Origin of the sequence: Mycobacterium sp. SMC-18 (genome assembly GCF_045310895.1) — a bacterium.
Classification (GTDB): Bacteria; Actinomycetota; Actinomycetes; order Mycobacteriales; family Mycobacteriaceae; genus Mycobacterium.
This window is the reverse complement of record NZ_JBJIAL010000040.1, coordinates 16,893-30,801: the sequence shown is the minus strand read 5'-3', so window position 1 is coordinate 30,801 and position 13,909 is coordinate 16,893. Positions and strand designations below refer to the sequence as shown.

21 protein-coding genes and 1 tRNA gene are annotated in these 13,909 nt (G+C 68.0%); 14 read left to right on the top strand and 8 right to left on the bottom strand.

The window, feature by feature from the left end; all coding sequences use genetic code 11:
- Positions 1-18 precede the first annotated feature (18 nt).
- Genes ACJH6J_RS24795 through ACJH6J_RS24785 form a run of 3 tightly spaced genes read right to left on the bottom strand, consistent with a single transcriptional unit; the run spans position 19 to position 1,930 of the window.
- Positions 19-738, bottom strand: a complete 720-nt coding sequence (locus tag ACJH6J_RS24795) for a histidine phosphatase family protein (protein ID WP_061006436.1) — start codon at positions 736-738, stop codon at positions 19-21.
- Positions 735-1,565, bottom strand: a complete 831-nt coding sequence (locus tag ACJH6J_RS24790) for an undecaprenyl-diphosphate phosphatase (protein ID WP_061006437.1) — start codon at positions 1,563-1,565, stop codon at positions 735-737. Before ACJH6J_RS24790 ends, ACJH6J_RS24795 begins: the two co-directional genes overlap by 4 nt.
- A gap of 53 nt (positions 1,566-1,618) precedes the next feature.
- Positions 1,619-1,930, bottom strand: a complete 312-nt coding sequence (locus tag ACJH6J_RS24785; protein WP_061006446.1) for a hypothetical protein — start codon at positions 1,928-1,930, stop codon at positions 1,619-1,621.
- 178 nt (positions 1,931-2,108) lie between these two features.
- Here ACJH6J_RS24785 and ACJH6J_RS24780 point away from each other — a divergent pair, with 178 nt between their 5' ends.
- From ACJH6J_RS24780 to ACJH6J_RS24770, 3 genes are read left to right on the top strand one after another with little or no spacing between them, the layout of a single operon-like run.
- Positions 2,109-3,110 (top strand): YncE family protein, encoded by a 1,002-nt coding sequence (locus ACJH6J_RS24780; RefSeq protein WP_061006438.1) that lies wholly within the window; start codon positions 2,109-2,111, stop codon positions 3,108-3,110.
- Positions 3,110-3,409: a DUF5703 family protein gene (locus ACJH6J_RS24775; RefSeq protein ID WP_061006439.1), complete on the top strand. Its 300-nt coding sequence runs from the start codon at positions 3,110-3,112 to the stop codon at positions 3,407-3,409. The genes ACJH6J_RS24780 and ACJH6J_RS24775 overlap by 1 nt, the downstream gene beginning before the upstream one ends.
- A gap of 10 nt (positions 3,410-3,419) precedes the next feature.
- Positions 3,420-4,478, top strand: coding sequence for a quinone-dependent dihydroorotate dehydrogenase (locus tag ACJH6J_RS24770; protein ID WP_267325034.1), 1,059 nt, complete (start codon positions 3,420-3,422; stop codon positions 4,476-4,478).
- A gap of 6 nt (positions 4,479-4,484) precedes the next feature.
- Here the strand turns inward: ACJH6J_RS24770 and ACJH6J_RS24765 are convergent, their stop codons facing one another.
- The 3 genes from ACJH6J_RS24765 to ACJH6J_RS24755 form a co-directional block, all read right to left on the bottom strand.
- Positions 4,485-5,840 (bottom strand): hypothetical protein, encoded by a 1,356-nt coding sequence (locus tag ACJH6J_RS24765; RefSeq protein ID WP_267325035.1) that lies wholly within the window; start codon positions 5,838-5,840, stop codon positions 4,485-4,487.
- A 122-nt stretch (positions 5,841-5,962) separates the two neighbouring features.
- Complete coding sequence (locus tag ACJH6J_RS24760) at positions 5,963-6,487, bottom strand: YbhB/YbcL family Raf kinase inhibitor-like protein (protein ID WP_064860976.1); 525 nt, start codon at positions 6,485-6,487, stop codon at positions 5,963-5,965.
- Positions 6,488-6,519: 32 nt separating this feature from the next.
- Positions 6,520-7,848 (bottom strand): M20/M25/M40 family metallo-hydrolase, encoded by a 1,329-nt coding sequence (locus ACJH6J_RS24755; protein WP_267325036.1) that lies wholly within the window; start codon positions 7,846-7,848, stop codon positions 6,520-6,522.
- Between the two features lie 75 nt (positions 7,849-7,923).
- Between ACJH6J_RS24755 and ACJH6J_RS24750 the strand changes: the two genes are divergently transcribed.
- Positions 7,924-8,009, top strand: a tRNA-Leu gene (locus ACJH6J_RS24750).
- A gap of 29 nt (positions 8,010-8,038) precedes the next feature.
- Here the strand turns inward: ACJH6J_RS24750 and ACJH6J_RS24745 are convergent.
- Together ACJH6J_RS24745 and ACJH6J_RS24740 are read right to left on the bottom strand one after the other, a co-directional pair.
- Complete coding sequence (locus tag ACJH6J_RS24745; RefSeq protein ID WP_406804679.1) at positions 8,039-9,187, bottom strand: tyrosine-type recombinase/integrase; 1,149 nt, start codon at positions 9,185-9,187, stop codon at positions 8,039-8,041.
- A complete protein-coding gene (locus ACJH6J_RS24740) occupies positions 9,174-9,812 on the bottom strand; it encodes a hypothetical protein (protein WP_406804678.1) in 639 nt (212 codons plus the stop codon). The genes ACJH6J_RS24745 and ACJH6J_RS24740 overlap by 14 nt, the downstream gene beginning before the upstream one ends.
- Positions 9,813-9,944: 132 nt before the next feature.
- Between ACJH6J_RS24740 and ACJH6J_RS24735 the strand changes: the two genes are divergently transcribed.
- From ACJH6J_RS24735 to ACJH6J_RS24690, 10 genes are read left to right on the top strand one after another with little or no spacing between them, the layout of a single operon-like run.
- A complete protein-coding gene (locus ACJH6J_RS24735; protein ID WP_406804677.1) occupies positions 9,945-10,181 on the top strand; it encodes a helix-turn-helix transcriptional regulator in 237 nt (78 codons plus the stop codon).
- Positions 10,178-10,546 carry a hypothetical protein gene (locus ACJH6J_RS24730; RefSeq protein ID WP_406804676.1) on the top strand — a complete coding sequence of 123 codons (369 nt, stop codon included), beginning with the start codon at positions 10,178-10,180 and terminating at the stop codon, positions 10,544-10,546. Before ACJH6J_RS24735 ends, ACJH6J_RS24730 begins: the two co-directional genes overlap by 4 nt.
- Entirely contained in the window at positions 10,546-10,902 is a 357-nt protein-coding gene (locus tag ACJH6J_RS24725) for a hypothetical protein (RefSeq protein ID WP_406804675.1), read from the top strand. Before ACJH6J_RS24730 ends, ACJH6J_RS24725 begins: the two co-directional genes overlap by 1 nt.
- Positions 10,872-11,810: a hypothetical protein gene (locus ACJH6J_RS24720; protein ID WP_406804674.1), complete on the top strand. Its 939-nt coding sequence runs from the start codon at positions 10,872-10,874 to the stop codon at positions 11,808-11,810. The genes ACJH6J_RS24725 and ACJH6J_RS24720 overlap by 31 nt, the downstream gene beginning before the upstream one ends.
- Entirely contained in the window at positions 11,807-12,028 is a 222-nt protein-coding gene (locus ACJH6J_RS24715) for a hypothetical protein (protein ID WP_073698262.1), read from the top strand. Before ACJH6J_RS24720 ends, ACJH6J_RS24715 begins: the two co-directional genes overlap by 4 nt.
- Positions 12,025-12,330, top strand: coding sequence for a hypothetical protein (locus tag ACJH6J_RS24710; protein ID WP_406804673.1), 306 nt, complete (start codon positions 12,025-12,027; stop codon positions 12,328-12,330). Before ACJH6J_RS24715 ends, ACJH6J_RS24710 begins: the two co-directional genes overlap by 4 nt.
- Positions 12,331-12,334: 4 nt before the next feature.
- Positions 12,335-12,715: a helix-turn-helix domain-containing protein gene (locus ACJH6J_RS24705; protein ID WP_073698260.1), complete on the top strand. Its 381-nt coding sequence runs from the start codon at positions 12,335-12,337 to the stop codon at positions 12,713-12,715.
- A complete protein-coding gene (locus ACJH6J_RS24700; RefSeq protein ID WP_168176129.1) occupies positions 12,712-12,867 on the top strand; it encodes a hypothetical protein in 156 nt (51 codons plus the stop codon). Before ACJH6J_RS24705 ends, ACJH6J_RS24700 begins: the two co-directional genes overlap by 4 nt.
- 34 nt (positions 12,868-12,901) lie before the next feature.
- Complete coding sequence (locus ACJH6J_RS24695) at positions 12,902-13,243, top strand: hypothetical protein (protein ID WP_073698259.1); 342 nt, start codon at positions 12,902-12,904, stop codon at positions 13,241-13,243.
- Between the two features lie 24 nt (positions 13,244-13,267).
- Positions 13,268-13,807 carry a hypothetical protein gene (locus ACJH6J_RS24690; protein WP_073698258.1) on the top strand — a complete coding sequence of 180 codons (540 nt, stop codon included), beginning with the start codon at positions 13,268-13,270 and terminating at the stop codon, positions 13,805-13,807.
- Positions 13,808-13,909: the final 102 nt, after the last annotated feature.

Here is a 13,909-nt window from a genome sequence, read left to right as displayed (position 1 = left end):
AAATACCGGTTCACCGGTCTAATCGGTCGAGCCGCCGACGGTTGCGTCGTGTGTCGGTACGGCATCGTCGGGCTTGCCGGACTGGTCGGATTTGGGTTCCGCGGGCGGCGGGTGAAGCGACGACGAGAGATCCGAACCGGTGTGGTTGACATGGAGGACGAACGGCCGGTGCGGCGTGTAGCGGATGACGCTCATCGAGGCGGGGTCGGCGACGATCCGCTGGAAACCGTCGAGGTGCACGCCCAAAGCGTCGGCCAGCACCGCCTTGATGACGTCGCCGTGCGTGCAGGCGATCCACAGCGTGTCGCCGTCGTGCTCCTGCGCCAGGGCCCGGTCGATCTCGCGGACGGCCGCGACGGCGCGCGACTGTACCTGCGCCAGTCCCTCGCCGTCCGGGAACACCGCGGCGCTGGGCTGCTGCTGAATGACGGGCCATAGCGGCTCTTTGACCAGTTCGGCGATCTTGCGGCCGGTCCAGCCGCCGTAGTCGACCTCGGTCAGCCGGTCGTCGACGCGCGGTTCGAGACCGAGCGCCGCGGCCAGCGGGGCCACGGTGTTCTGGCAGCGCAGCAGCGGCGAACGGACGATGGCCTTGACCGGCAGTTCGCCGATTCGGGCGACGACGCCGTCGGCCTGCGCGCGGCCCTTGTCGTCGAGGTCGACGCCCTCGGACCGGCCGGCCAGGGTGTGGGCGGTGTTGGACGTCGAGCGTCCGTGCCGGAGCAGGATGACCGTCACTGTGCCGCCACCACCCCGGTGCCGAGGAGCGCGAGCACCGTCACGCCGAGCACGACGCGGTAGCCGACGAACCAGTACATGCTGTGCCGCACCAGGAATTTCAGGAACCACGACACCGCGGCGTAGCCGACGACGAACGCGATCAAGATGGCGACGGCCAGCTGGGCGCCGGTGGCGCTCATGCCCTCGGTGACGGGCTTGAAGGCGTCGGGTAGCGAGAACAGGCCGGAGGCCAGCACGGCCGGGATGGCGAGCAGGAAGCCGAAGCGCGCCGCCAGTTCACGGTTCATGCCGAGGAACAGGCCGGCACTGATCGTCGCGCCAGACCGCGACACCCCCGGCACCAGCGCCAGGCACTGCGCCAGGCCGACGATGACGCTGTCCTTCCAGGTCAGCTGCTCGACGTCGCGGGTCTGCTTCCCGATGTACTCGGCGAGGGCGATCACCGCGGAGAACACGATCATCGCGGTGGCGATGACCCACAGATTGCGGACGCCGGAACGGATCTGGTCCTTGAACAGCAGACCCAGCACGCAGATCGGGATGGTGCCGATGATCACCCACCAGCCCAGCCAGTAGTCGGCGGTGCGGCGGGCGGCGTCGGTCAGCCCGCCGAACCAGGCGGTGAGGATGCGCCAGATGTCCCTGGCGAAATAGATCAGCACCGCGGCCTCGGTCCCGAGCTGGGTGACCGCGGTGAACGACGCGCCCGCGTCACCGGCGAAGAAAACCCGGGAGGCGATGGCCAGATGGCCCGACGACGACACCGGCAGAAACTCGGTGAGCCCCTGGAGGACGGCCAGCACGATCGTCTGCCACCAGCTCATGGCTGCCACGTCAGTCACGCCGACGACCGTACCGTGAGCGGCGGGCGCAGGCGTTAGTGGTTGCGCTGCACCGGTTGTGCGTCGGCGACAGCGTCGCGTACGGCGGCGGCGAGACTGCGCTCGTCGTGCACGTCGACGTGCGCCAGGCTTCGCGAGGACACCGCGACGACGTCCTCTTCCTGCGGCACCGGCCCCGACAACCGCGGGCGGTAGACCTCCACAATCAGCACGCGCTTGTCGTCAAGGCGAAAGGAAAAACTCCGGCCGTCGCCGACCTGGCCAAACCCGCTGGCCCGCAGACCTGTCGAAAGGTCTTCGATAGCAAAATTACCGTTGGCAAGATCGCCGTCGGTGGCAATGCTCATGAGTCCGACCATACCCCTCCGGTACGTGACGTACCCGCCGGACGAAGATAATTGACGCCAATATATTTGCCTAAACTGGCAATTAGGGTCACCCCGCCGTTCGCCGACCGAAAGACAGCCTGTGTCAATGGATCACCACCCCATTAATTGTCGGCTGCGTGAATATCGGGTGGGCGTAATGAGATTCGCGACGGCCGCGCTGGCCATCGGCACGCTGGCGGCCTGCTCGTCGCATCCGGCCGAGACCGCGCCGCCGACCATCTCCCCTGCACATGCCGCGGTCTCTCCCCCGGTCACCGGTGCCCCCGACGGCGTCGTCCGCTCCCTTCCCGGGCCTGGCACCGGCGCGACCTTCGACGCGGCGACGTCGTCGCTCGTGGTGCTCGGCACCGACGGCACCGGGCGTCCGGTGGTGACGGTGCCGGGAACCCCGCCGGTGGTGTTGCCGGCCGCTGCGACGGGTGTCACAGTCGACGGCGCGGGCACGGCGTTCCTGTCCACCCGTGGCGGCTACCTGCGGTTCGACATCGGCAAGCGCGCGGTGCAGGCGGTCGCGGTCGACGGCCAGGCGGACACCGACTTCACCTCGATCGCCCGGCGGGCCGACGGGAAACTGGCGCTGGGCACCGCCGACGGCGCGGTGCTGATCGTCGACGGCACCGCGGTGAAGTCCCGGATGAAGGCCTTCGCCCGCGTGGACGGTCTTGCCGCGCAAGGCAATACCGTTGTGGTCCTGGACCGCGGGCAAACCTCGGTGACCGAGGTGAACGCCGACGGCACCGACGTCGCCCAGGCGCTGCGCGCCGGTGAGGGCGCCACCACGCTGGCCGCCGATCCCGCCGGGCGGGTGCTGGTGGCCGACACCCGCGGCGACGGCCTGCTGGTCTTCGGGACGACGCCGCTCATGCTGCGGCAGCAGGCGCCGGTGCGCGGCGCGCCGTACGGCATCGTCGGATCGGCGAAACTCGCCTGGGTTTCACAGACCGCGACGAACAGCGTGGTTGGTTACGATCTTTCGACTGGCATCCCTGTCGAGAAAGTCCGATATCGCACCGTGCAGCAGCCCGACGTCCTCGCCTTCGACGAACGCACCGGCACCTTGTTCGTGGTGTCGGGGTCGGGCGCCGGGGTCCAGGTCATCGCGAACGCCGCCGCGGGGCCGGGGTCGGGCGGCCACTGATGCAGCGGGGGCGGATGCCGGCAGCGTGGGCGGAGGACCTGTCCGACGACTACGAATGGATTCCGCTCCGGCTGCCCCCGGAAGTGACCAGGCTGTCGGCGTCCATCCGGCTGTCGATCGAGGCCGAATACCGCGGGTGGGAACTGACCCGGGTGCGTCTCTATACCGACGGTTCGCGCCGCGTGCTGCTGCGCCGCCGCAAGATCAGGACTGGCGACGCGACCGGAAATGGGCCCGGGGCGGGCGAAACGACGGGCCAGGTGCCCGATAGGTTGGCGCCCGAACAGCCGTCGATGTGAGGAGCCGTTGATGTATCGCGCCCTGCGCTGGGTGATGTTCCGTGTCCCACCGGAGCGGATTCACACCTGGGTGTTCGCGCTGCTGCGCGTCGCGACCGGCCCGAGCGTGAGCCGCCGGCTGCTGGCCAAGTGGCTGGCGCCGTCCGATCCCGTGCTGGAGACCACGGTGTTCGGCGTGACGTTCCCGGGACCGGTGGGCCTGGCGGCCGGCTTCGACAAGAACGGCAGCGGCATCAATGCCTGGGGCCCACTGGGTTTCGGCTACGCCGAGGTCGGCACCGTGACGGCGCAGGCGCAGCCCGGCAACCCGGCGCCGCGGCTGTTCCGGCTGCCCGAGGACCGCGCGCTGCTGAACCGCATGGGCTTCAACAACCACGGGGCAGGCGAGCTCGCCATCAAGCTGACCCGCAGCCAGTCCACCGTGCCGATCGGCGTGAACATCGGCAAGACCAAGGTCACCCCGCCCGAACACGCCGTGGACGACTACGCCGAGAGCGCCCGCCTGTGCGGGCCGCTGGCCGACTTCGTCGTGGTGAACGTCAGCTCGCCGAACACGCCCGGGCTGCGTGACCTGCAGGCCGTGGCGTCGCTGCGGCCCATCCTGGCCGCCGTGCGCGCCGAGACCACCAAGCCCGTGCTGGTGAAGATCGCGCCTGACCTGTCGGACGACGACGTCGACGAAATCGCCGACCTGGCCGTCGAACTGGGGCTGGCGGGCATCGTCGCGACCAACACCACGATCTCCCGCGAGGGGCTGCTGACGCCCGGCGTCGCCGAGCTGGGCGCGGGCGGCGTGTCCGGCGCCCCGGTGGCCGCGCGGTCGCTCGAGATCCTGCGGCGGCTGCACAAGCGCGTCGGCGATCAGCTGGTGCTGATCAGCGTCGGCGGCATCGAGACCGCCGACGACGCCTGGGAGCGCATCATTGCCGGTGCCTCACTGGTGCAGGGCTACACCGGATTCATCTACGGCGGCGGCCTGTGGGCCAAGCACATTCACGACGGCGTGGCCGCGAAGTTGAAGGCCGGTGGCTTCGCGTCGCTGGCCGATGCGGTGGGTTCGGGCGCCTAGCTCGGCCTAGTAGATCTCCGTCGGCGTGACGCCGAGCTCGTGCAGGGTGTGCTGTACGTGCTCGCGGAGAACGGCTTTGGTGTTCTCCGCCCCGACCTGGTAACCCACGATGCCGATGGTGACCTTGCCGTTGTGGCGCAGCGCCGTCACCACCAACAGACCGCCGGGCTGCTCGATGTCGCGTTTCTTGACGTTCTGCTCGACGCCCCAGCAGATCACGTAATCGGCCTGGCGGACCCCGTCGATGCGGCCGACCAGGTCGGGCACGTCGCCCACATTCGAACAGGTGACAGGCAGCTCGCCGAGCACCATGGCCGCAGTGTGGCGGACCGCCCGCCGCGGGATGAACGGCGTCAGCGGCAGCAGTTGGAAAGACTCGTCCGGCTGGTCTCTGGCGGTGCGCAGCGCGGTCCGGATCGACCCACGCAGCTCGGTGAGATCGGTGGTGGCCGACTCGGGATCGACGGTGAACGTCGTGAAGGTCATCGCGTTGGCCCGGGTGTCCTCGAGCGAGGTGCGGTCGTTGATGGCGACCATCAGCGAGATGGCGCCGTCCCGCGCGCGCTGGCGACCCATCCGGACGCCCAGGCGGGTGGCGAACGCCGCGACCAGTGAATGGCCATTGCCGCCGAGCTCTGCTGCACGCGCGTCGAAGTGATCGAGGTCGATGATGGCGGACGCGAACGGCACGTGCACGAGTTCGTCACCGGAGGCAGACCCTCCTGTCGAGGGCGTCGCCGTCATCTCACTGCGCCGCTCTCGGGCCAGTTTGGCTGCGACCTTGACCGTCCGGCGGACCTCAGGCAGGTCCCTGAAGGTCTGGCGCAGGTCGGAACGGATCGCCTGCAGTCGGGTCCGGGACCGCGGCCGCTCGTAGCCGAGGTCGCGCTCGTTTCCCAGGACCGCGTCCATGAACGCGACGACCGAGCCGCTGCCGTCGATCAGACAATGCGAGAGCACTATCGCGACCGCCGTCGAGCCATCGGTGAAAGGCTGCACCCCCAGGTGCCAGCCCGGCCCGCGCTCGGGATCGATCGGGATCTGGGCGCGCTCCTCCAGCCAGTCGCTCAGTCCTGAACGTGGACAAGGAGTTTCGGCGACGTCGACCGGTCGCGGCGCGCCTGACGCGGCCACCCAACGATGGCGGCCGAACGGCAGTGGGGAGCGCTCGATGTACCGCGCCACCATCCCCTTGCCGAAGTTCTCGTTGAACCGGCGCAACCCGTCGAGGTCCACCGGCCCCTCGTAGAACCACAGCGCCATGCCGACCTGGACCCGGCCATTGGCCCGGTACGACAGGAATGTGGCCTGGTCGATGTAGTCGAGGCGGTCCTGATCCGTCGGTGTCGAGTGCTTGCTCACCGGGGTAGGTGTGGACAAAGCCGATGGCCCCCTCGCGTCGGTAGGCCGGCGGGCGTCGCTGCCGCCGGCCTCGGTCCGATAGTAGGTCGGGTGATGGGTGGTCGCGACTCGGCGCGAGCGGCCTATTTCTGCTCGTAGGTGCCGTGGATGACGGCCCGCGCGATGGCCTGCATGAACAGGTTGAAGCCCAGGAACGCCGGGGTGGCGTCCTCGGGGATGTCGAGCTTCTCGACGGGCAGCGCGTGCACGGCGATGTAGTACCGGTGCGGGCCGTGGCCGGCCGGCGGGGCGGCGCCCAGGAAGCGCTTGAGGCTGGCGTCATTGGTCAAGGTGATGGCGCCGCCGGGCAGCGCGTCGCCGTTGCCGGCGTCGGCGGGCAGCTCGGTGACGTCGGCCGGCAGGTTGGCGACGGCCCAGTGCCAGAAGCCCGACGCGGTTGGGGCGTCGGGGTCGTACACGGTGACGGCGAAGCTGCGGGTCTCGGCCGGGAAGCCCGACCAGCTCAGCTGCGGCGAGACGTCTTCTCCCCCGGCGCCGAAGATGCCACTGACCTGAGCGTTGGCCAGCGGGCCGCCGTCGGTCAGCGACGTCGAGGTGAGGGTGAAGGTCGGTAGCTGCGGCAGGTTGTCATACGGCGAAGCGGTCATGATGAGAGTCCTTTCGATGGCGGGCAGAGCTGTCAGCAGTGCGTCAGGAAGTGTTCGAGGACCTTGGCGCCGAACTGTAGTGCGTCCACGGGTACCCGTTCGTCGACCCCGTGGAACAACGCGGCGAAATCCAGCTCGGGCGGCAGCCGCAGCGGCGCGAAGCCGAAGCACCGGATGCCCAGGCGGACAAACGCTTTCGCGTCGGTGCCGCCCGACATCATGTAGGGCACCGTGCGGGCGTCGGGGTCGACGGCCAGGATCGCGGCGTTCATCGCGTCGACGAGGTCGCCGTCGAAGGTGGTCTCCACGCTCGGCAGGTCCCGCTCCCACGTGCGGGTGATGTTGGGGCCGAGCAGCGCGTCGAGTTCGCGCTCGAAGGCCTCCTTGCGGCCCGGCAGCACGCGGCAGTCGACCATGGCCTCGGCCGTCGCCGGAATGACGTTGGCCTTGTAGCCGGCCTTGAGCATGGTGGGGTTCGCGGTGTCCCTCAAGGTGGCGCCCACGATGCGCGCGATGCCGCCCAGCTTGGCGATGGAACCTTCCAGGTCCGGCGAGGTCGGGTCGAGGTCGTAGCCAGTCTCTTCGGACACCGCGGTCAGGAACTGCTCGACCGACTCACTGAGCACCAGCGGGAACTGGTGCCGGCCCAGTTTGGCGACGGCTTCGGCGATCTCGGTGACGGCGTTGTCGTCGTGCACCATCGAGCCGTGCCCGGCCCGGCCGCGCGCCGTCAGCCGCATCCAGGACAGGCCCTTCTCGGCCGTCTCGATGAGGTACAGGCGACGTTCGCCGCCCTCCTTGGTCGGGACCGTCAACGAGAACCCGCCGACCTCGCCGATGGCCTCGGTGATGCCGTCGAACAGGTCGGGCCGGTGGTCGACGAGCCATTGGCAGCCGTAGGTGCCGCCGTGCTCTTCGTCGGACACGAAGGCGAAGACGAGGTCGCGGGGCGGGGTGATTCCGGCGCGCTTCAGATGCCGTGCGACGGCGATCATCATGCCGCACATGTCTTTCATGTCGACCGCGCCGCGGCCCCACACGTAGCCGTCTTTCACCGCACCGGAGAACGGGTGGACGCTCCAGTCGGCGGGCTCGGCGGGGACGACGTCGAGGTGACCGTGGATCAGCAGGGCGCCGCGGCTCGGATCGGCGCCGGGCAGCCGCGTGAACACGTTGCCGCGGCCGGGCGCCGTCTCGACATACTCGGTTTCGTACCCCACCTCTTCGAGCTGAGCGGCCACCCAACGAGCACATTCGGCCTCGCCTTTTGTGGTCTCCGGCTCGCCGGTATTGGACGTATCGAACCGGATAAGAGAGCTGACGAGGTCGACAACCTCATCCTCGGGCGCAGTCACAGTCACATTCGTACCACCCTCGGTTTTGGACTGGGCACCTCGATCCGTTAGCCTAAGCTGCCCGGCCAGACGGCAGGGCAGGTCCGAGTGGCGGAATGGCAGACGCGCTAGCTTGAGGTGCTAGTGCCCTATTAACGGGCGTGGGGGTTCAAGTCCCCCCTCGGACACACACCACGATTGCAGTATCACCGCCAGCTCAGACGGCATTTTTCTGACGACTACGACGCCGGTCTACGGGTTCTTTGGACACACTTTGGACGCTAACCGCGATTCGCGCGTCCAGATTGACGGCTACCGCGTCGAGGTCACTGTCGAACAGGTCGGCATAGATCCTCAGCGTGACGCTGGGATCCTTGTGGCCAAGCATCCGCGACACCGCAAGGACATTCGCACCCGAGCTGACCGCCAACGATGCGCACGTGTGCCGCAGGTCGTGCGGCGTGATGGTCTGCACGCCAGCACGCTCGACGCCCCGGTTGAACCAACCCGTCGAGTCATAGCTCGGTCGCTTCAAGTACCCACCACTGCGGGCCGGGAACAAAAGGTCGCCGGCGCTCTTCCCTTCGCACCGGGCGGCCAGCCGAGACAGCACCGACGCCGGGACCGGCACCATTCGATTGTCCTTGCCCTTCGTGGTCCCGACCTCGAATTCTTGCCCGACCTGAACCGCGTTGCGGTGCACCGAGATACGGCGCTTCAGGAACTCGACGTCTGCGACGGTCAGCGCGATGGCCTCACCCCACCGCAGGCCGGTGAACGCCAGCGTCAGCACCAGGTCCGCGTACCGGCCGCACTCCTCGGCCAGCCGGCACACGTCGGCCTCGGTTAGATAGATATGGCGCTTCGGCGCCTTCTGCGGTTTCTCACCGCGTTTGAACCGGCGCGCGGGATTGGAGGCCAGCGCCCGGTGCTCGACCGCGTCGTCGAGCACCCCGGCCAGGATGCCGACGGCGCGGTTTACCACGGTCGCACTGGCGCCGTCGCGAGTCATGTTCGCGGCCCATGCCTTGACGTCAAGGCTGTCGACCTTGTTGACCGGCACGCCGGCCCACTTCGGGCCGACGTGCTTGCCGTAGGCGTAACGGATCGTCCGGTAGTAGGACGGCGCGAGTGTCTGTTCCTGGCGCTCCAGCCATCCAGTCGCCAGGTCGCCGACCGTCACCCGGCCGCGCGCCGGTGACACGTAGGCGCCCTCGGCCTTGGTGGTCTCTACCTTCGCCGCCCATGCCGACGCGTCGCGCTTGGTGGTGAATCCGCGTTTGCGGCTGGTGATTCCGTTCGGCTGCCGGTACCGGACCTCCCACCGCTCCCCCGCGGCCGTGCTGTATCGGTTAATCGTCGCCATCGAGCACAGCTTTCAGCTCGGCCTTGAGTGCACGGGCCACGCGGCCCTTCTTCTGCGCATTCGCATCTGCGCCGGCGAGTTCGTCGCGTTTAGTGCTGAACGACTGTCCCCACAGGGCAAGCATCTCGGCGGCAAGCCGCGTGCGGTCGATGCCCAACTCGCGCGCAAGTCGTTCCTCGGGTTCTCCGATCTGCCCCAGCATCCGCATCGTGGCACCCTTTGACACTCGCTTTAGTCGCGCGGGCCAGTTCTCCCGGTACTCACCGCTGATAGCGGCCCCGAGCGCTGCCCCAACTTCGCGCCGGTACTGGTCGGCGGCGGTCACTGCGTCGCCAGATAGATAGCTGCGCAATTCATCGCCTGTCACGGTTATTCGCGTTGTAACAGCGATGTTTTCGTCGCCCCGGACGAGATCGCACAGTGTCACGGGCCGGCCCCGCAGCTCGGAGAAAACAAGGGCGACGGCAACCATCGTGGGCAGCGTCGGCGCTACCTTGCCGTGCTCCAAATCCGATACCCGGCCGGTGCCCCAATTCAACCCGCACGCCCGCGCAACCTTGGCAACATCGTCGAGCGTCGAGTCACCGCGCAGTTCTCGCGCACTTCGGCCCAGCACGGTCGCCATGTCAACAACTTCTGCCATGCCGCGGAACATACCTCGGATTTCCGTGGCGTGACAACCGATCGCACCTCATGTACGTTCATCCTCACGCCCGTGATTTACGTGGCTTGAGAAATCGCTACGGAGGTAACCGCGTTGACCACCAAGACGCCGACAAATCCCGATACATCGAAGCCGGATACCGCTAGCTCGAAAGAGGTTGCGTCCGTGCTCCATACGACGGAGCAAGGACTTGCCGCGATGCGCTACCGCGGCATAGGTCCGAAGTTCATCAAGGTCGGGCAGAAAGTGCTCTACCGCTGGAGCGACGTCAACGCGTACCTGGACGCCAACACCGTGCAGCGCACCGACGACCCGCGCGGCGTGGCATGACCGAGCAACAGCTGATCGCTCAGCACTTGGCGGCATCGCCGTGGTTCCCCGTCCCGGCTGGGGTTGAGGGCCAGCGGGATTCAGTCGCTCACGTCCAGGTCGACGGCGATACGGTCAACATCTGCGTGACGGACGCCGCCGGCGTCAAGCGCGAGTATCAGGCCCAGGTGGTCGCGGTCTCCGATGGCGGCACACGCGAAGACTTCTCGCTCCTGGCGCCTGTCCCCGTCCCCGCCGGCGTGACGGCCGGCCTCTGGGACACCGACGCGAAGGGCCACCTTGTCCGCACCCTGTCGGACGGCCGCGTCCAGCGCGGCAACGGCGACATCGTCGACACGGCCGGCAAGGAAGTGACCCCGGCCTGATGGGCACAGCGTCAGGCAAGTTCGACGGGCTCGCGCTCGTCGACCGGGAGCGCAGCGCGTGCCTGTGTGATGTTGGCGCACCCGGTTACACCGCCGCGATCGCTGTCACGGACGACGGCCGCGACTGCCTCTGGATCGTCGACGAAGCCGAGCTGCACGCCAAGCATCCGCGGCATGGGAACGGCAACCAGCGACACGAGCAGCTGGGCCCGCTGCCCGCTGCCGTACGTGAGCGCATCTCGCCGGCGCCGCGCTGCGGGCGACCCACCAAGGCCACCGGCGAGCCATGCCGACAGCGGGTCTCTGCACCCGGCGAGCCATGCGGATGGCACTCAGACCGGAGTTGGGCACCATGAAGCCGCCCGACTTCCTGAGGGTGCTGCCTGCCGACATCGGCCGCGTCAGATACGACGGCGCTGCCATCCTTGCACTGGTCCGATACGTGACCGAGCTGCCCGGTGAAACGAACGGCCGCAAGATGGTCGACGGCGCGATGTGGTGGCGCGCAACGCACGACGATATCGGCGAAGCGCTCGGCGGCGTGCACAGCGATTCAGTGCGCCGAACACTGCTCAAGCTGTCCGACAAAGGGGAGCTGCTGACTAGGCCGGCAGTGGCGTTCTACGGCGACCGGGCGCAAGCGTATCGAGTCCCTGACGTGCCATTACGCGAAAGTGCGGAATGCGCTGACGTGCCATTACGCGAAAGTGCGGAATGCATTCCGCGAAAACGCGGCAGCAGCTCACGCGAAAGTGCGGAATCAGATCCGGCGAAAGTGCGGAATCTTCCTATTACTGGAGAACTTGAAGATCTCTCCGAGGGGGAGAAGGGCGCGGCGCTGGCTGAGCGCGAACCGCTCGACGTCGAACCCGTCGCCGACCCGGGCAACGACCCTCCCCCGAAAGATCAGCTCGCAATCCAAACCGACCCCGCCGGCGCGTGGGTCGACGCCGAACTGGTCGACGACGACCCAGACCCTGAACCTCAGCCCTACTGCGACCGCCACATGCCCCACGGCACCGACGCCCCGTGCGGCGCCTGCAAGCGCCGCCGCCAGGCACACGAGGCGTGGCAACAGCGCGCACTGTCCCGGGTCTTCGTCGGCGCCACTAGCTCGGCCGACGCCGGCGACAACCGCCGCGCTGCGATCGCGCAGTGCCCAGATTGCGACGAGTTCGGACAGGTCGACCTCGGCGATTCGGTTGCGACTTGCCGACACACCAAACGCCGGCGCCCCGCCGCCGACGACGCGAGGCCGGCATGAGCCGGCTCAGCGCCACCGAGGTCGTCGCGCGCAAGGAACGGGTAGCCGCGATCCGCCGATGCCGATATTGCGACCCGTGCGGTTGGCGCTACGGCCCCGACGGCGACCCGATCGACCCCGCCATCCGGTGCACCCACCGCCCGCCGGCGCCGGCACGCGACATCACCGAGCCCATCCACCAACCCGAACTGTTCGACACCGAGGAAACCGACCGATGACCGTCCGCGCCGTGCTCGTCTGCCACGGCGACCCCGACGGCCACCACGGCGTCGAGTTCACGTACTGGTCGTCCCGAGCCGAAGCCATCGAAGCATCAATCGAGCTGGCCACCCTGCGGCCCACGGTGCCGCGGCCACCACACGTCGCCCGCCTCGACCTCAAGCCCAGCCCACGGCCCAGCATCACCAACACCTGGCTCGGCGCCAGGCGGTCCAAACCACGACCCGCGACATCGAGGACCAGGACGACGCCGAACCCCGACGGTTGTCCCGCACCTGCCGCGGCCGGTTCGGCGCGGTGAACTCATGAATGAGTCCGGTCTGCTGCGCTCCGGCGGTGTCGTGGTCCTGTCCGGGCCAGCGCTGAAAGTGGCCCGGGACGCTGCCCTGATCGCGGTCAAACATCGCAAACAGTCCGGCGTTCCATTTCGGAACTACGAGGCTCTGGCCTGCGAATTCGGCGCCGCGATGGCCGCAGCCGGTCACTCGGACGTCCGTTCACCCGCGATCAGCAAGGCTGTCGCCGTGGAACACCCCACCGTGCCGCTCGCCGAAGCAGCTGCCCGCCTTGGCATCTCGCTCAGGCAGGCACGCCGGCGCGCCCCACAACTCGCAGGCCGCAAGGTCGCCGGCCGCTGGCTCGTCGACGAGGCAGCGCTCAACGAGCACATCGAAGGAAGGCAATGACCAAACAAGAAATCGCCCGACTCGTCGCAAGCCTGACCGACGACGAGCTCGACCAGCTCCGCGACTTCCTCGCAGAACCGGAGGACACCCGCCAGCCCAGCAGCAGCAACGGGCGGTTCCTGAACTCGTTGTTCGGCGGTGGTAGCGATTAGCGCCGCGGACGGGCTGACCGTCGTGGAGCGCTGCATGGCCCGCATTGACCACGAAACCGTGGAACGCAGCGAGCGGGAGCGAGCCGCGAACGCAGCCGAAGAACGCCGAAAGTACCTGTACGCCCGACTGTTCCAACACGTCACGCCAACTCGCGACGTGGCAGGTCTGCGCACCGAGAGTCAGGCAAGCGACATGTTTCTCCGAGCACGCGGAGAGAACCTCCTGCAAATCGCGATTCTGCGCGTCGCCGTCGACAACCGATGGGGCTCCGTGGTCACCGCCTTCATCAAGTTGTGGGACGGCGAACACCCAATCGCAGGCACCGTCCAAGAACTCTGGAATCTCACCCTCACCACAGGCCGCTCCGCGGTCTGACCAAACGAAAGGAACACGCACGCAATGTCTCTCGCACAACTCAAATCCCAGATCGAGGACCTGCGCGCACAAGCAGCAACCGCGTACAGCCGGGGCATCCGCACCACCGATCTGCTCGACGCCGATGACACCCTCAGCGATGTCGGCAAGCAGAAAGCTCGCGACACCGAGCGTGAGCAGGTGAACGCCAAGATCCGCGACCTTCGCAAGAAGGAAACCGAACTCATCGCCGCCAAGAAGCAATCGCTCGAACGGCGGCTGTTCGGGCTGGGGCCGGTGGCCAGCGGCGATCCCAATCAGATCATCGCCTACCGAGACGCACAGGACCGAGCCGCGCGACTCACCGATCACGACGACGCACAAGCAGCATTCGCGGCGGCCATGCGCTCCGACGACAGGACCCTCGCCGCAGCGATCCTCGCTCGGGCCCTCGACGCCGGCTGGAACCGCATCGTCAACGAGTACGTCGAGCAAAACCCAACCGCCGGCGAGGATCTCAACGACCTCGCCGACATCAATCAGTACAGCTCGTTCGACGCCACCCTGTCGTACAGCTACATGTGACCACCTCGCGGCCGGCGCACCGGGAGCGCACACCGCGCACGTCGGCCGCGAGGCACCCAGGGGGACAGCTCCCCACCCCGGCCCCCAGCCGCACCTCATGGC

Excerpts from the sequence above, each read along its gene's own strand:
- ACJH6J_RS24790 (WP_061006437.1), bottom strand. The coding sequence starts at position 1,565 with ATGAGCTGGTGGCAGACGATCGTGCTGGCCGTCCTCCAGGGGCTCACC.
- ACJH6J_RS24785 (WP_061006446.1), bottom strand. The coding sequence starts at position 1,930 with ATGAGCATTGCCACCGACGGCGATCTTGCCAACGGTAATTTTGCTATC.
- ACJH6J_RS24780 (WP_061006438.1), top strand. The coding sequence starts at position 2,109 with ATGAGATTCGCGACGGCCGCGCTGGCCATCGGCACGCTGGCGGCCTGC.
- ACJH6J_RS24775 (WP_061006439.1), top strand. The coding sequence starts at position 3,110 with ATGCAGCGGGGGCGGATGCCGGCAGCGTGGGCGGAGGACCTGTCCGAC.
- ACJH6J_RS24770 (WP_267325034.1), top strand. The coding sequence starts at position 3,420 with ATGTATCGCGCCCTGCGCTGGGTGATGTTCCGTGTCCCACCGGAGCGG.
- ACJH6J_RS24760 (WP_064860976.1), bottom strand. The coding sequence starts at position 6,487 with ATGACCGCTTCGCCGTATGACAACCTGCCGCAGCTACCGACCTTCACC.
- ACJH6J_RS24745 (WP_406804679.1), bottom strand. The coding sequence starts at position 9,187 with ATGGCGACGATTAACCGATACAGCACGGCCGCGGGGGAGCGGTGGGAG.
- ACJH6J_RS24740 (WP_406804678.1), bottom strand. The coding sequence starts at position 9,812 with ATGGCGACCGTGCTGGGCCGAAGTGCGCGAGAACTGCGCGGTGACTCG.
- ACJH6J_RS24730 (WP_406804676.1), top strand. The coding sequence starts at position 10,178 with ATGACCGAGCAACAGCTGATCGCTCAGCACTTGGCGGCATCGCCGTGG.
- ACJH6J_RS24725 (WP_406804675.1), top strand. The coding sequence starts at position 10,546 with ATGGGCACAGCGTCAGGCAAGTTCGACGGGCTCGCGCTCGTCGACCGG.
- ACJH6J_RS24720 (WP_406804674.1), top strand. The coding sequence starts at position 10,872 with ATGGCACTCAGACCGGAGTTGGGCACCATGAAGCCGCCCGACTTCCTG.
- ACJH6J_RS24715 (WP_073698262.1), top strand. The coding sequence starts at position 11,807 with ATGAGCCGGCTCAGCGCCACCGAGGTCGTCGCGCGCAAGGAACGGGTA.
- ACJH6J_RS24710 (WP_406804673.1), top strand. The coding sequence starts at position 12,025 with ATGACCGTCCGCGCCGTGCTCGTCTGCCACGGCGACCCCGACGGCCAC.
- ACJH6J_RS24705 (WP_073698260.1), top strand. The coding sequence starts at position 12,335 with ATGAATGAGTCCGGTCTGCTGCGCTCCGGCGGTGTCGTGGTCCTGTCC.
- ACJH6J_RS24700 (WP_168176129.1), top strand. The coding sequence starts at position 12,712 with ATGACCAAACAAGAAATCGCCCGACTCGTCGCAAGCCTGACCGACGAC.
- ACJH6J_RS24695 (WP_073698259.1), top strand. The coding sequence starts at position 12,902 with ATGGCCCGCATTGACCACGAAACCGTGGAACGCAGCGAGCGGGAGCGA.
- ACJH6J_RS24690 (WP_073698258.1), top strand. The coding sequence starts at position 13,268 with ATGTCTCTCGCACAACTCAAATCCCAGATCGAGGACCTGCGCGCACAA.